Consider the following 14,588-nt stretch of genomic DNA (forward strand, 5'->3'; position numbering starts at 1 on the left):
GCGCGGCCCCCTCCCTACCTTGGAGAGGACGCCATGTCCGGCATCACCGCGGGTGCGCTGACGCTGATCGGCGCGATCACGATTCTCAATCTTGCCCTGACCCTGGCCGTGATCCGGCGGCTGCGCGACGTCGCGGCCGGGCCGGTCGAGGCCACCGCGCCGGGCATCCTGCCGGCGGTCGGCTTCACCGTCGGGCCGCTGCCACAGGCCGGCGACCTGGCCCGCGGCCGGCGCACGGTCATCATGATCACGCCGACCTGCCCGCCCTGCCAGAAGCTGCTCGGCGTGCTGGAGTCCAGCGCGGACGACTACGCCCGCGACGGGCTGGTCTGCGTGGTCGGCGAGCCCGACGAGCTGGCCCCGATCGCGGCCCGGCTGCCCGGATACCAGGTCATCTCGGTCGGCGAGGGCCTGGCGCAGTCCGCGTTCGAGGTGACGGGATTCCCGGCCGTGCTGTCCCTGGAGGACGGGGTGGTCACCCGGGTGGGGCACGAGCTTCCGGCCCGGGTACGGGTCCGGCGGTGACGACGCTGCGCGCCGCGCTGCGGCTGGGCGCCGGGGCGCATCCGACCGCCTTGAGCTGCCTGATCGCTCTCATGCTGGGCAGTGCGGCCCTACCCGTCGGCGCGGCCTGGTGCACCAAGCTGCTGCTCGACGAGATCGGGCGGGGCCCCGGCGCGCAGACCGGCCAGGCCATCCGATACGCCGTCCTCGCGGCCACCCTGGTCGCGCTGGCCACGGCGGCCAATCGTCTGGTCTCCTACCTGACCACTGTGGTGCAGAACGCCGTCGGCATTGCCGCAAACGTGTCTCTCTACGCTCGGGTCAACGCCTTCCTGGGGCTGGCCCCGTTCGAGCAGCCGGCCTTCCGCGACCGGCTCATGCTGGCGCAGCAGGCGGCCGAGCAGGCGCCGTACACGGTCGTCATGTTCGCCGTCGGCAGCGCGCAGAGCCTGGTCACCATCGCCAGTTTCGCCGGGGTCCTGCTTACCCTGTGGCCACCGGCCGGCCTGCTGGTCCTGGCCGTGGCCGGGCCGGAATTCGCCATCCAGCTCGCCCTGGCCCGGCGCTCCGCCCGCGCGACCGAAGAGGCCAACAACCTCTACCGGATCCGGTTCCTCTACCAAGGGCTGCTGACCGACCTGCGGGCGGTCCGCGAGGTGCGGCTGTACCAGCTGGGCGGGTTCTTCCACGGCCGGCTCACCGGCGCGCTGCGCCGGGCCGGCCGGATCGAGCTGGGCGCGCAGCGGCACGCCGCCCTCGTATCGGCGGGTTGGGCGCTGGCCAGCGCAGCCGTGGCCCTGATCGGCACCGTGACCGTGGTCGCCGCGGTGCTTCGCGGCAGCCTCACCCTCGGCGACCTGACCATCTTCCTGGCCGCGGTCAGCGCCGTGCAGAGCGGCCTGTCCGGCATAGCCGCCCAGCTCGGCGAGGTGGGCGGCTCCCTGCGGCTGTTCCGGCACTACGCCGCCATCGTGCACGGCCCCGCCGACCTGGCCGACGGCACGCTCGTGGCGCCGCCGCTGCGCGCGGAGATCCGCTTCGAGGACGTGTGGTTCCGCTACGACGAGGAAGGTCCGTGGGCGCTGCGCGGCCTCGACCTCACCATCCCGGCGGGCCGCGCCACCGGGTTGGTCGGCGTCAACGGCGCCGGGAAGAGCACGCTGGTCAAACTGCTCTGCCGGTTCTACGACCCGCAGCGCGGCCGAATCACCTGGGACGGCGTCGACCTGCGCGAGTTCGACGTGGCGACGCTGCGGGCCCGGCTGGGCGCGGTCTTCCAGGATTTCATGTGCTACGACCTGACCGCCGAGGAGAACGTGGGGATCGGGCGGCTGCCCTACTCGCCGGAGGCGGTCCAGCAGGCGGCGACCGAGGCGGAGGTGCACGACCGGCTGGCCGGCCTGCCGAACGGCTACCGCACGATGCTCAGCCGCAGCTTCACCGACGAGCAAGGCGAGACCGGTGTGACGCTCTCCGGCGGGCAGTGGCAGCGGGTGGCCCTGGCCCGGTCCCTGATGCGCGCCGACGCCGACCTGCTGATCCTGGACGAGCCCAGCTCGGGACTGGACGCCGAGGCGGAGAGCCGGGTGAACGCCTCCCTCGCGCGAGTCCGCCAGGGTCGCACGGGACTGCTGATCTCGCACCGGCTCAGCACCCTGCGCGACGCCGACCGGATCCTGGTGCTGGCCGCCGGGCGGGTCGCCGAGGCCGGCAGCCACGACGAGCTGATGACGACCGGCGGCGACTACTCTCGCCTGTTCACTCTGCAGGCCAGCGGCTACCAGTTGGCGACGCCGTGATCCGCCGATGGTGGCGCCTGATCCTCGTCCGGGGCGAGAGCATGACACCCACCCTGCGGGACGGCGACAAGCTGCTCGTACGGGTGGGACAACGGCCTGCCCCCGGCGACCTCGTCGTCTTCCGCGCCCGCGAGGTGGTGCCGCGGGCCGACGTGACCTGGATGGTGAAACGGGCGGCGGCGGTAGCCCCGGACGGCTCGGTCACGGTACGCGGCGACAACCCCCGCAGCCAGGACTCGCGGCACTTCGGCGCGGTGCCCGGCACGGCAATTCTCGGAGTAGTGAGGCGCAGAAGATGAGCGTGACCGTCGTAGCCTGCCAGTTCCTGATCGGCCTGGTCTTCGTGGCCGCGGTGCTCGGCAAAGCCACCGATTACCCGGCCTTCGTGACCTCGGTCGGCGACCTGGGATTCCGGCCTGCCGCGCCGCTCGCGGCGCTGGTCCTGGCCGGCGAGATCGGCGTCGCCGGCCTGGTGGCGGTCCGGCCGGCGGCCGGCTTCCCCCTCGCCATCCTGCTGCTGCTGGCCTTCGCGGTAGCCGTCGCCCGGGCATTGCGCCGCGGCCAAGCCAAGCCCTGCCGTTGCTTCGGACGGTCCTCGGCGCCGCTGGGCCGGCACCACATCTGGCGCAACGCCTTCCTGATCGCCGTGGCGGCGCTGGGCACGCTGGCCACGCCCGGCCCGGTCAGCCCGGCCGCCGGCGTCCTGGCGGCCGTCGCCGGGCTGGTCGCCGGCGGGCTGATCGTCATGCTCGACGACCTGCGTTTCCTGTTCGCCTGATCTGCCATGGCAACACCCGGCCGCGGGTGTACGGCGGTGCAGTGGCCCGCCTCAACTGCCCAGCTCAACCGGGTCGAGCTGCAGGCATTCCGGAACTCCGTCCGACTGCTCCCGGAACAGTTGGGCCGATCGCATCATGCCGCGGCGGCGCGACCGCTCCCAAGATGGTGGCATGGCCGACGGCACTCTGAAACGCGCCCGCCGCCACGCGGATGCGCGACAGCTCCATCACCGGAACGAGATGTGGACCGAGGCCCGCCAACAGTACGCGGAGGCGTTGCTTACCTCCGACAGCCTCGGATTACACCCGGTGCTTGGCGGGTGTGTCGCGTGAGCGACATGGTGTGGTTCGGCTTCCCGAACAATGTCGAATTTGGATACCAGGACGGGTTGTTGACATGTGCCCGGCTTGACGTGCACCTCAAGGAAGAGATCCTGCTCGGCGAGTGGCTGGACTCGTCCGTCGAGGTGACCGACGCGCCCTATCCGGCCATGGACAGCTCGACGCTGCGGATGGAGCAGCGACTCGGCTGCGGTGAGCGAGGGATCGAACTCACGCAGACCTCCACGGGGGACGAGGTCGTGGGTCAGCTGCGGCTGAGGTTCCGGTTGGCGGCGCCGGCTCGGTGGGGTCTCGCTTTCACGACGTCGGCAACGGTCGATGGGCGTGTGGTCACCTCCCGGCTCGACGAGGACACCGCCGTGACTATCGATTGCGGTGATCTGTCGCCGCAGATCGGCGGGGTTGGGGTCGCCCTGAACCTTCCGACGGGCGAGTGTGAGATCGCAATCGCCGTGACGAGCGTTCCGAGGTTTGCGTTCGGCGACACGGTGATCGTCTGCCGACCCGATCAGCGGCTTGAGGCTGCCGTTGTCCTCTCCTGCCTGCCGGCTGCTCGGTTCACGCCGGTAATCGCTGTTCCCGAACCGCCGATGAGTGCCGTCGAGTACATCCAGTGCCATCGCCGGTACGAGGACGCTCACAAGCAGTCGCAGGCCCTCAACGGCACGCCTCTGGCCCGCCGCGAGATCTCGACCGCAGACGATGTCGAGTTCCGTGCCCAAGCGCTGGACTTGTCTGCCCGAACCCGGCGACTGCGGGAGGAGTTGACGCCATATCGGTCATGGATGTTGCACAACGCGCAGGTCGATCAGATCCTGTCGGCCGTCCGGATCACGCGGGTGATTTTCCTCTTCGAGCCCGCGCCCGGCGACCTCCAGACTGTCGATCCCAGCTTGCATGACCATTGGGAATCGTTCCGGGCGGTCCAGGGCCACGGCGAATCCGGGAAGACAGAGATGGTAGAAAGTCAGGAGCGGCTCTTTCTTCTGCCCGGGCCGGACCCCGGCATTTTCGCCGACCAGGTCCGGCGACTCCTGAGTCCTGCTCCGCCGTTCATAGCAGTGGATCCGAACCGTCCCGAAGACTTGCTGGTCGCACTGTCCGTCGCGCTGGACACCGGCAGACCGTTGCGGCCCGAGCCGGGATCGCCGCCCGCGCCGCCCGGCGCCGTGCCCGCAACGGACGAAGCGGTGCTCATCGAGGACCGTGGTGTGGCGGGTGACCTTCTTGCCGTGTGCTACGCCCACCATCGCCGTGCGCGCCTTGTGGTGATTCCTGAGCCTGATCTCACCGAGGTGCAGCGAGCGGTCGACGCCCACCGGGAGAACGTCATTCCCGGAGCGGCGGCGTGGCAGGCCTCCCTCGGCGCGGTGGAGCGGGCTGTCACCGCCCAAGTGCCGGAGCGGGTGCTCGAGGAGGTCGGCGACCGGCGGGTCACGGTCTTCACGAGCGGGCTGCCGTACACGTTCGTGCGGCGCGCAAGCCGCGGTTGGTCAACAAAGCCGATCGGGCATGTGGTGGGTGAACCGGCCCTGGTCGTTCTAGGTGAGCTTTACGCCAGTGCGATGCGCCGGGCGGCAACGGCCTTCGGGCTGGTCCTTGATCCCGGCTATTTCCATGACTCGGAAACTCCGGACGTCATGCGTGCGGTCGACACCCATCTCACCCAACCGGTGCTTCTCGACGGCGACGACGCGAGTCCGCAGAATCTGATGCGGCTGGCTCACGAGCTGCCCGCGGAGTTCGTCTTCTTCAACACCCACGGATCCGACGATGCGATCCTGCTGGGCGATATCCCGATGGATAGGACCTTCATAACTCAGTTCCTGCGGTTCCCGCATCGGCCGATCATCTTCAATAACTCGTGCCAGTCGTGGACGGGTGTTGGTCGTGAGTTCATGCTGACGGGAGCGCGCGGGTACCTCGGCACGTTGTGGAACATTCCCGCGAGGCTGGCCGCCAACTACGGTCGCAGGGTTATCGACCGAATCACGACAGGCGGAGAAAGGGTGGCCGATGCTCTGGTCGATACCGGTCTTCCTGAGCAGATAACCCGGGCGTACGTGTATGCCGGTACCGCCAACGGCCGGCTCGAGCACCAGCCTGGCCGGCGGACGACCATCGGCCGGGAAGTCTTGTTCGCCGGCCGGGTCCTGTTGAGAGCCGCCCTGAAGCCCGACACCGGTGAGCAATTGGCGCTGCTCTTGTACCGCAACGCGCGTGCGAATCTGGACCTGGTGGCCGCCACCGCGCTCCAGGACACCGTCGACTATCTCGATGCCCTGCTCGACGAGCTTCGTGTGTTGGACGCGCATCGGGCTCCGTTGCGGGCTTACCCGGACCGGCTTGGTGACATTCTGCCCGCCGTCGAGGCCACGCTCGACCGCATCGACCTGCCGGATGCCGGCAAGGACGAACGGCGGACCCTGCTGTACGGGCACGCTGGAGGGATCACTGAGAAAGTCGGCACCATCGGCGGTGCTCTTGCTTTCTATGATCGCGGCCTCCGCTATGCGACGGTCTTCGGCCGGGGTGTTTTCCTTCAGCGTTCGGCGGAGTTGGCGAAGGCGGGCGACGACATCGCGAGATGCCTCCAACTGGCGTTGTCGGCCCGGGAAGCCTTCGTGACAGCGCAGAGCGTTCAAGGGCAGATGGAGATCGACGGGCTGCTCGGGCAGCTCCACCGGCGACAGGGCGACTACACCAGAGCGCTGCGGTACGCCCGGGATGGTTTCGCGCGGGCCGTCGAACTGCAGAACGTAGTCCAGCAATCGATCTTCAAGCTGGACGAGAGTCTCGTACTGCATGCTGCCGGCGAGCACCGGGCGGCGATCGACACGGCCACCGAGGCGCTGGGACTGGCCCGCCGCGCCAACGACGAGCGTCGCGAAATGACCGTGATCGGCCACTTGGGGGTCATCCACGCTGCACTCGGTGATCTCGACTTGGCGCGGCATTACGCCACCATGGGCCTCGATCAGTCCCGTCTGCTCGACGAACCGATGAAACAGGCCGATTTCCATCGCGATCTTGCGGGGATTCTGGTCGAAGCCGGCGCCGTGGCAGAGGCGCTTGAGCATTGCGACGCAGCGGCCGCCATCTACGCGAGCGGTGAGTACTGGAATCCGTACGAGCTGGTGAAGCTTGCCGCTGTCGGGATCTGTGCCGAGCTCGGCAAAATCGGCGAACTGTGGGAAATCGCCGCGGAGATCATCAAGCTGTGCGGCACCGTGGACCCGGTTGGCCACAGCTCGCTGATGCTGGTCCCGCTGGAAGCCATGAAGATCGCCATGATGACCGGGACATTCGTACAGACCCGGCAGGGACTAAGCACTCTCGCCAGGGGTCTCCCTCCGCGAGAAACCTCGAACGATCTTGTTAGGTGGCTTGGCGATTTCGTGGTGACCGCCCTCGCCTGGGCAGACTTCGGCCACCTCCCGGCCGGTTTCCCATCGGTCCGGCGTAACGCGGTCGCTCTCGACTCCCGAACCGGCGGCACATTGAACATCGCCGCGTTCTTCGACGGTCTGAAAAGACTGCCTTAGCAGTAGTCCCCGAGCTGGGTCTGTCAAGAAAGCGGCTCTGGCGCACAAACGGTGGTCGGCGAGTCGAGGCTTGCGCAAGCCTCGCCGGACCGCCGACGTTCAAGGTGGTTCTGCCACACCCAGGTAACAGCGGGCACTCCCAGCAACAGGCGGCGTGCGGCAACGTCATTCGAGCGGCAGGGGAAGCCTGCGCCGACGACCGGCATCGGACGTTGACCACACGGAACGGGAGAGTGCCCGGATGCAGTCCGACACGATGAACAGGTGGGCGCTCACGCCGACGGCGGGCGGGGGACAGGAGCTGACGCTGCAGGTGGTACCCATCCCGCAGCCCGGCCCGGGAGAGGTCCGCGTCAAGGTTCATGCGGCAGCGATCAACTACCGGGATCTCCTTGTCCTCGACGGGCAATACGGCGTGGCTGCGGCACCCGAGCTGGTTCCGCTCAGCGACGGCGCGGGGGTCGTCGACGCGGTTGGAGCAGGCGTCGAGTCCTGGAAGACGGGCGACCGGGTCATCAGTGTCTACCTCAGGGGATGGGCGGACGGGGCGCCGGGCGCCGACATGGGGCTCGGCCTGGGCTCAGGTGACGAGAACGGCATGCTCGCGGAGTACGCGATCCTGCAGGCGGACCGCGTCACCGCCGCTCCGGGCAGCTTGAGCTTGACGGAGGCGGCGACTCTGCCGTGCGCGGGTCTGACGGCGTGGACGGCGCTGCGAGGGAATCGGCCATACAGCGTCCGGCCGCTCGGAGCCGACGACACGGTGCTGGTTCTCGGCACTGGTGGTGTGTCCCTGTTCGCCGCCCAGCTCGCCCGGGCCGCCGGCGCTCAGGTGTGGGCGACGACCAGCGACCCGAGCAAGCAGGACCGGCTGGCCGCGCTGGGGATCGCCGGTGTTGTCGACTACACCGAGGTGGAGTCCTGGGGCGAGCACGTCTTCGCGGCCACTGGTGGTGCGCGGATCGTGGTGAACTCGGCCGGTGGCCGCTCGATGGATCAGTCCATCGCCGCTGTCGCGTTCGGCGGTGATGTCGCGTACGTGGGCCTGTTCGACTTTGCCGGCACTTCTCCGGACCTGCTCGGGTTGATGGTCAAAGCCGCGAGCATCCGCGGTGTCGCGGTGGGCAGTTCCGCCGCCCAGGACGACCTGGTGGCCACCGTTGACCGGTTGCGCGTGCGTCCGGTGATCGATGAGGTGGTGGACTTCTTCGACGCGCCGGCTGCCTACGTACGGCATTCCGCCAAGGAGTCCTTCGGAAAGGTCGTCATCGAGATGGAATCGGCGCGAGCGGCCTCCAGTTAACTGGTTCCAGCAGGGCCACCTTCACCCTCGCAGCCGCGCCTAATGTTGGCGTGTGGAGACCAACATCGGGGCGTTCCTGCGTACGCGTCGCGACCGGATCACACCTGATCAGGTCGGGTTGCCGGTCGGTGGCACGCGCCGCCGCGTGCCCGGGCTCCGGCGAGAAGAGGTAGCCCTGCTGGCGGGAGTCAGTCCCGACTACTACGTGCGGCTCGAGCAGGGCCGCACAGCAGGCGTCTCCGACCAGGTGCTCTGCGCGGTCGCGCGTGCGCTCTCGTTGTCGGACGTGGAGACCGAGCACCTGCGTAACCTCGTCCGGCCGTCGGATGCGACCTCGTCGCCTCACGCTCGACGATCGGTGACTGCCACGGACGAGCCGTTGGCCAGGCTCCTGGACACGATGGTCGACGTGCCGGCATTGCTCGTGGACACCCGCATGGACATCCTGGCGGCCAATGCGGCCGCCGAGGCGGTGTTCGAGGTCTCGGGCATGGCTCAACCGCCCAACTCGGCCCGGCAGCTGTTTCTCACCCCGGACGCCAAGACGCGCTACGGGGACTGGCAAGCCGCAGCCGCCGAAATCGTCGCACACCTCCAGCTTCTGGCCGGTCGATGGCCGGACGACGCGCGGCTGACGTCGCTCATCGGCGAGCTCGCCATCCGCAGCAACGAGTTCCGCCAGCTCTGGGCCAGAGGCGACGTACTGGAGAAGCGGATCGGCGTCGTCCATCTGAACCATCATGTCGCCGGCCCGCTGGAATTCGACTACCAGGTGCTCACCGTGCCGGCCCGGCCCGATCGCTCGCTGCTGGTGTATCTCCCGCGTCCCAGCACAGCAACGGCGGACGCGCTGCAAATGCTCCTCAGCTGGGTTGCGCAGGCCCAGCAGGGTCCGGCCGCAGCACATTGACGGCCGGCACAGTCTCCTCAAGCGGGGACGCTTGTGTGCGATTTACCCAGACCTGGACTGTGCTCGGATCAGCCGGGCTTGCGGCGCGGGATGGGCTGGTTCGGGTGGCCCACAAGGCGACTTCGACCCGGTTCTGGACTCCCAGTTTGGTGCGGATGTTCGCGAGGTGGCTGGCCACTGTGCGGGGGCTGAGGTGGAGCTCCTTCGCGATCTGACCGTTCGTGAGGCCGCCGGCGACGAGCCGGGCGACGGCAAGCTCCCGGCGGGTCAGAACACCGGTCGGGTCGTTGCCGAGCAGGGTGTCGCCGTTGAGGGCCAGTGCGATGAGCTGCGTGACGGTCATCGACGAGCCTTCGGCTGACGCGGTTCTGGCCGCTGCGGGGCCGATGGCCTGTTGCGCCGTGCCGGCTGCCGCTTGTGCTCGGCGACGACCTGGGCCCGGCCGGCTCGAGGTCAGTTCGTGTGGCGGATGATCGCGTCGGCGATCCGCTCGGTGAGTCCGGGCGAGAAAAACGGATGGTGGCCCATGCCAGGCACGATCTCCAACTGCGCCGCCGGGATCTGCGCCGCGAGCGCTTCGCCGTGAGCCGGGGGGAACAGCGGGTCATCACTGCCGTGCAGGACCAAGGTCGGCGCGGTGACGGCGGACAAGGAGGCCCGCCGGTCGTCGTCCCATCGCCGCCCGGCGAGATCGTGATTCGAGGCAGCAGCAATATTGTTGGCCCGGGCGTAACACTGCTCGACGAACCGCCGTGCGGCGGGCTCATCGAAGTGCAAGACATCGCCGTTGAGCACTCGCCAGGTCTGCACGTCGGCTTCCATGCGCTTCGCCGGCGTCGTCCGGGGTGCCTTCGCCGAGGCCATCACGTGGTCGAGGAACCGTGCATTCGGGGGCGGGAGCTCGCCGGCCAAAACCGGCTTTCCCGCCATGGCTCGTGCCCACGCCGGTCCGGGATTGTTGCCCATCGGAGACGACGCCATCAAGGTCAGCGCCTGTACCCGAGCTGCCTGGTGCACGGCAAGCCACTGCCCGATCGCCCCGCCCAGGGATATCCCCACGAGATGCGCGGTGGTCACGTCGTAACCGTTCAGAACGGCGACCGTGTCGGCTGCCATGTCGGCGAGCGCATACGGATACGCGGCGAAATCGACGCAATCGGAACGGCCCGTGTCGCGGTGATCGAACCGGATCACCTGCCTACCGCTGGTCACCAGCGCCTCCACCAACTCATTGGGCCAGCCGATGCCCTGAGTAGACGTGCCCATGACCAGCAGAACAGTGGGGTCAGCAGGCCGGCCGAAACGCTGCGTCCACAGCCGCACCCGCCCAGAACCAACAAACTTCTCGTCACCAGTAAGCATGCCGGGCACCGTAGCGGTTACCGGATCAGCGACGACCCGCTACCAGCTGTAGCCGAAGATCAAGCTCATGAGATAATAGAGAGAGGCTGAGAGCGCCTGCGGGCCCCGCGCGACCATGGCCGATCAACGACATCTACCCAGCACAAGCCCACTACGGCCAGCACGACGTTCGACAGTTGCACCACTGCTGGAAGATCGTCGACCAGCTCAAGAGCAAAGCCTTGCTGTTGCTGAACGGCCCGACGTCCCGGTTGCCCTCACGCCAGTACCCTCCCGTTGAGCACGCTGGCCAGGGTGGGTCCTAAAGACGCGCACACAGAAACCGGTGCACGTGAAGCGGGACCAAAACACGCGACCAAACGGGACCCCCTCACTCGCGCTCAGAACCACAGCAGTGGCGAGACGACGTCGGCCACGCCGTGGAGAAGGTGCTCGCAGTTGTCGAGCACCAGCAGGGCCGCTCCGGCGTCGGCGTAGCGGTCCGCGGCGCCGACCGCGGACGCGACATGCCACGGCTTGCTGACCGACGCCAATTCCACCCAGGTGACACCGCCGGGGAAGGACGGCTTGACCCGCTGAGCCAGCTCGGCGGCCAATCTCGTCTTGCCCACGCCGACCGGGCCCACGACGCTGAGCAGCCGGTTCCGGCGCAGCAGGACCTCCAGGTCGGTGAGCTCGCGTTCGCGGCCGACGAACAGGTCGAAAGGCGCCGGAGGCTGACCCGCGGCCGATGGCGGGTCGAACGGTTCCGGTGGGGAGTCCGAGGCCGTCAGGATGGCTGCGCCGCTGAGATACTGGCGGTGCAGTGTCGAGGCCGGGATGTCGAGCAACTCAGCGAGCTGCCGCCAGCTCAGACCCCGCTCACGTCCCAGGCGCACCGCCGACCGCAGGCCCCATGCGGCGACGCGTTGCGCTTCGGCCAGGGCGGGCGCGATGCCGACCGCACCCGATGCAGTGGTGGCGGACTCGACCACGGCGGCCAGCCGCCGCAAATATGAGTCGACGTCGCTGACCAGACCGCCGCCCTCTTCGTGATCGGGCAAACGCACCTCCAGTGCTCGGCAACCGCGCTCCTTCGTCCTTTCCTGAACAGGAAAGCACCTCCGGGTCCGGCTGGCCTGGCCCTGACAGGGCCACCTCGAAGACGGGCTCCAGCAGAGTCCGGCCGGGATCCGGGGCAGGGGAACAACGTCAGCGGGACGGGGTCAGCAGTGCGGCGAAGCCCATGCGGCGGACGAACTCCGCGCGGGCCCGATATGCGGCGGCGTTGACCTGTTCGACCCCGGCGTGAGCGTCATCAATGACGGTACGGAACGGCTTTTCGCCGAAGGGCAGGTCGAGCACGCGGACGATCTCCTCGGCTACGCCGGCCGCGCCTTTCAGCGGTGGGGTGAACAGCGCGTTGGTGGCGCGTTCGGTGTCCGCGACCATGGGGTCGAGGGCGCGGTAGGCGGCTGCCACCCGCGTGTCGCCGGCGCTGCTGGCGTTCGGGAAGTGGTCGGTGCCGTCAGTGATAGCGCCGGGCATGACGATCACCGTCTCGATGCCGAACGCGTTGGCCTCGTAGGCGGTGACCACGGCGAGGGCGTCCATCGCGGCCTTGGACGCCACGTACGGGCCCATGAACGGTGGCGTGGTCACCGGGATGGTGCTGCCGACGTACATGAGTACCCCGGCCCGGCGCTGACGGAAGTGGGGCAGTACGGCGCGGTTGACCCGGTGGGCGCCCACGGCGTTGACGTCGATGAGGTGGGTGATGTCGTCGTCGGTAAAGGCTTCGACGTAGCCCACATACAGGTGACCGGCGTTGTTGATCACGACATCGAGTCCGTCGTGCCGGTCCATCACGGTTTGCACGGCGGCGTCGGCGGACGCCTGTGAGGTGACGTCGAGGGCGATGACGTGCAGGTTGGTGCCGGTGTCGCGGGCGTATGCGCGCATCTGGGCGGCCGGTCCGGTGTTGCGGCCGCCGGGGTCGCGCATGCTGGCATAGACGGTGTGACCCGCGTCGGCCAGTCGTCGGGCGGTGAGGTTGCCGATGCCGGTGGAGGCGCCGGTGATGAGGATGACGGACATCGGGGAGTCCTGTTCTACTGGGTGACTTCGACGCGCAGGATGCGGTCGTCGCCGGGTTTCGGGTCGACGCCGCCCCAGGTGGAGGCGTCGGTGTTGGAGGTGATCAGCCACAGCGCGCCATCGGGGGCGACTTCAACGGTGCGGATGCGGCCGTACCTGCCGCGGTAGTGCTCGACCGCCCCACCGGTGGCACGGCCGTTGTCGACGGGCAGTTGCCACAGTCGTTGGCCGCCGAGGGCGCCGATCCAGAGGGAGCCGCCGGCGTGGGCCATGCCCGACGGGGAGGCGTCATCCGGGTGCACGGTCCAGATCGGCGCCGTTCCGGTGCTGCCTTCGACGCCTTCGGTCTCGGGCCAGCCGTAGTCCGCTCCGGGTCGCAGCACGTTGACCTCGTCCCAGGTGCGATGGCCCAGTTCGGAGGCGTACGCGGTGCCGTCCGGGCCGAAGGCGATGCCTTGGACGTTGCGATGTCCGGAGGAGTAGATCGGACTGTTGCCGTCGGGGACGGTGCCGTCCGTACGGATGCGCAAGATTTTGCCGTTGAGGGAGGTGTCGTCGGCGGCGTTCGACGGTTCGAACGCGTCTCCGGTGCCGATCCACAGCATGCCGTCCGGGCCGATCGCGAGGCGGCCACCGTGGTGACGTTCGGCGGTCTGGAGGCCGTCGAGCAGCACCCGTTCCCGGCGCAGCGACCGGTAGTCCTCGGCGATGTGCAGCGCGACGATCGAGTTCTCGTCCGCGCCGGTGACCGAAGCGTAGAGGGTGCGGTCGGTGGCGAAGCTGGGTGAGGCGACGATGCCCATCAGACCGCCCTCGGCCTTCGGGACGACGCCGGGAACCTTGCCGACGGTCTGTGCGGGGCCGCCACCGGCCGGTACTCGTTTGATCAGGGCCGAGTCACGCTCGGAAACCAGCGCGGAACCGTCGGGCAGGAAGGTCAGACCCCACGGGACGCTCAGGCCGGTGGTGATCTCGGCAGGATTGCCGAGGGTGGCCGTGGCGCCCGGGACGACCTGGGTGGCCGGGTCCTCCGCCGAGGACTCCGACGAGCAGGCGGTCAGGCTCAGCGCCGCGGCGAGGCTCGCGCCGAGCAGCGGTCGGCGGGGCGAATGTCGCATGGTGGCCTTTCGGGTCAGAGGCGTTCGGGTGTGGCCCGTCGGCCGCCGGTGGTCAGGAGCGGTAGCGGCCGCTGAGCACGCCCAGGACGTCGGCGTAGCGGTCCTCGGCCACGGCGTTGCGCTGCCACTTGACCCGCTCGACCAGGATCTGCTCGGCCTTCGGGTCGGCCTCGAGCAGGCTCATCACCTCGTCGAGGAAGTCCTCCAGAGGCATCGCCACCTCGGAGTTCTGCTGGTTCATCAGCGTGGTCCGGGTCGCCGGCGGGACCAGCTCGATCACCTGCACGTCGCTCTTGTGCAACTGGACCCGCAGGCTTTCGGTGAACGAGTGGATCGCGGCCTTGGTGGCGTTGTAGGTCGGCGTAGCCGGCAGCGGCACGTAGGCCAGGCCCGAGCTGACGGTCATGACGGTCGCGGACGGCTGGGCGAGCAAGCCGGGCAGAAACGCGTGGATCAGCCGGATCGGGCCGAGCAGGTTGACCTCGACGGTGCGTTCGGCGACGTCCAGCGACGCCGGGTCGCGCAGGTCCTCGGGCTCCATGATGCCGGCCATGGTGATCAGGGTGTCCAGCGCCGGGTAGCGGGTGGCGAGCTCGTCGCGGGCGGCAGCGATCGACGCCGGGTCGGTGGTGTCGACGGTGACCGTGCCGAGGCCGGGGTGCTCCGCGGCGATCTGCCGCAGTAGTTCGGTGCGCCGGCCGCCGACGATGACGGTGTTGCCCTTGGCCTGCAGCCGCAGGGCGAGGCCGAGGCCGATGCCGGAGGTCGCGCCGGGGATGAAGACAGTGTTTCCGGTGATGTTCATGGGATTCCTTCGGTTGGCGATTTTGGGCACGCGGAGGTGCCCGCG

General features: G+C 68.8%; 13 protein-coding genes. 7 read left to right on the forward strand and 6 right to left on the reverse strand.

The annotated features are described in order from the left end of the window. Nucleotides 1-33: 33 nt before the first annotated feature. The 7 genes from ACZ3I4_RS45820 (at nt 34) to ACZ3I4_RS45850 (ending at nt 9,182) form a co-directional block, all read left to right on the forward strand. Nucleotides 34-525 carry a hypothetical protein gene (locus ACZ3I4_RS45820; protein ID WP_465388458.1) on the forward strand — a complete coding sequence of 164 codons (492 nt, stop codon included), beginning with the start codon at nt 34-36 and terminating at the stop codon, nt 523-525. Next, the gene (locus ACZ3I4_RS45825) at nt 522-2,303 is read left to right on the forward strand and encodes an ABC transporter ATP-binding protein (protein ID WP_465388459.1); all 1,782 of its coding nucleotides are present in this window, start codon (nt 522-524) and stop codon (nt 2,301-2,303) included. Before ACZ3I4_RS45820 ends, ACZ3I4_RS45825 begins: the two co-directional genes overlap by 4 nt. Next, the gene (locus ACZ3I4_RS45830) at nt 2,300-2,602 is read left to right on the forward strand and encodes a S24/S26 family peptidase (protein ID WP_465388460.1); all 303 of its coding nucleotides are present in this window, start codon (nt 2,300-2,302) and stop codon (nt 2,600-2,602) included. Before ACZ3I4_RS45825 ends, ACZ3I4_RS45830 begins: the two co-directional genes overlap by 4 nt. Nucleotides 2,603-2,604: 2 nt before the next feature. Further along, nucleotides 2,605-3,081 (forward strand): MauE/DoxX family redox-associated membrane protein, encoded by a 477-nt coding sequence (locus ACZ3I4_RS45835; protein WP_465388461.1) that lies wholly within the window; start codon nt 2,605-2,607, stop codon nt 3,079-3,081. A 330-nt stretch (nt 3,082-3,411) separates the two neighbouring features. Next, complete coding sequence (locus tag ACZ3I4_RS45840) at nt 3,412-6,969, forward strand: tetratricopeptide repeat protein (protein ID WP_465388462.1); 3,558 nt, start codon at nt 3,412-3,414, stop codon at nt 6,967-6,969. A gap of 241 nt (nt 6,970-7,210) precedes the next feature. Next, on the forward strand, nt 7,211-8,272 hold the full coding sequence (locus ACZ3I4_RS45845; RefSeq protein WP_465388463.1) for a zinc-dependent alcohol dehydrogenase family protein: 1,062 nt from the start codon (nt 7,211-7,213) through the stop codon (nt 8,270-8,272). Nucleotides 8,273-8,324: 52 nt separating this feature from the next. Continuing rightward, nucleotides 8,325-9,182 carry a helix-turn-helix transcriptional regulator gene (locus tag ACZ3I4_RS45850; RefSeq protein WP_465388464.1) on the forward strand — a complete coding sequence of 286 codons (858 nt, stop codon included), beginning with the start codon at nt 8,325-8,327 and terminating at the stop codon, nt 9,180-9,182. Here ACZ3I4_RS45850 and ACZ3I4_RS45855 read toward each other — a convergent pair. The 6 genes from ACZ3I4_RS45855 to ACZ3I4_RS45880 all read right to left on the reverse strand — a co-directional run bounded on the left by ACZ3I4_RS45855 (nt 9,136) and on the right by ACZ3I4_RS45880 (nt 14,543). After that, nucleotides 9,136-9,525 carry a response regulator transcription factor gene (locus ACZ3I4_RS45855; protein ID WP_465388465.1) on the reverse strand — a complete coding sequence of 130 codons (390 nt, stop codon included), beginning with the start codon at nt 9,523-9,525 and terminating at the stop codon, nt 9,136-9,138. The genes ACZ3I4_RS45850 and ACZ3I4_RS45855 overlap by 47 nt on opposite strands. 110 nt (nt 9,526-9,635) lie before the next feature. After that, nucleotides 9,636-10,544 carry an alpha/beta fold hydrolase gene (locus ACZ3I4_RS45860; protein WP_465388466.1) on the reverse strand — a complete coding sequence of 303 codons (909 nt, stop codon included), beginning with the start codon at nt 10,542-10,544 and terminating at the stop codon, nt 9,636-9,638. Between the two features lie 380 nt (nt 10,545-10,924). Then, a complete protein-coding gene (locus ACZ3I4_RS45865) occupies nt 10,925-11,593 on the reverse strand; it encodes an AAA family ATPase (RefSeq protein WP_465388467.1) in 669 nt (222 codons plus the stop codon). 142 nt (nt 11,594-11,735) lie between these two features. Beyond that, a complete protein-coding gene (locus tag ACZ3I4_RS45870) occupies nt 11,736-12,620 on the reverse strand; it encodes an SDR family NAD(P)-dependent oxidoreductase (RefSeq protein WP_465388468.1) in 885 nt (294 codons plus the stop codon). A 14-nt stretch (nt 12,621-12,634) separates the two neighbouring features. Further along, nucleotides 12,635-13,738, reverse strand: coding sequence for a PQQ-dependent sugar dehydrogenase (locus tag ACZ3I4_RS45875; RefSeq protein ID WP_465388469.1), 1,104 nt, complete (start codon nt 13,736-13,738; stop codon nt 12,635-12,637). Nucleotides 13,739-13,790: 52 nt separating this feature from the next. Then, complete coding sequence (locus ACZ3I4_RS45880; protein WP_465388470.1) at nt 13,791-14,543, reverse strand: SDR family oxidoreductase; 753 nt, start codon at nt 14,541-14,543, stop codon at nt 13,791-13,793. Nucleotides 14,544-14,588: the final 45 nt, after the last annotated feature.

This window comes from Actinoplanes sp. NPDC021490, assembly GCF_055562135.1.

Excerpts from the sequence above, each read along its gene's own strand:
- ACZ3I4_RS45820 (WP_465388458.1), top strand. The coding sequence starts at position 34 with ATGTCCGGCATCACCGCGGGTGCGCTGACGCTGATCGGCGCGATCACG.
- ACZ3I4_RS45845 (WP_465388463.1), top strand. The coding sequence starts at position 7,211 with ATGCAGTCCGACACGATGAACAGGTGGGCGCTCACGCCGACGGCGGGC.
- ACZ3I4_RS45855 (WP_465388465.1), bottom strand. The coding sequence starts at position 9,525 with ATGACCGTCACGCAGCTCATCGCACTGGCCCTCAACGGCGACACCCTG.
- ACZ3I4_RS45860 (WP_465388466.1), bottom strand. The coding sequence starts at position 10,544 with ATGCTTACTGGTGACGAGAAGTTTGTTGGTTCTGGGCGGGTGCGGCTG.
- ACZ3I4_RS45870 (WP_465388468.1), bottom strand. The coding sequence starts at position 12,620 with ATGTCCGTCATCCTCATCACCGGCGCCTCCACCGGCATCGGCAACCTC.
- ACZ3I4_RS45875 (WP_465388469.1), bottom strand. The coding sequence starts at position 13,738 with ATGCGACATTCGCCCCGCCGACCGCTGCTCGGCGCGAGCCTCGCCGCG.
- ACZ3I4_RS45880 (WP_465388470.1), bottom strand. The coding sequence starts at position 14,543 with ATGAACATCACCGGAAACACTGTCTTCATCCCCGGCGCGACCTCCGGC.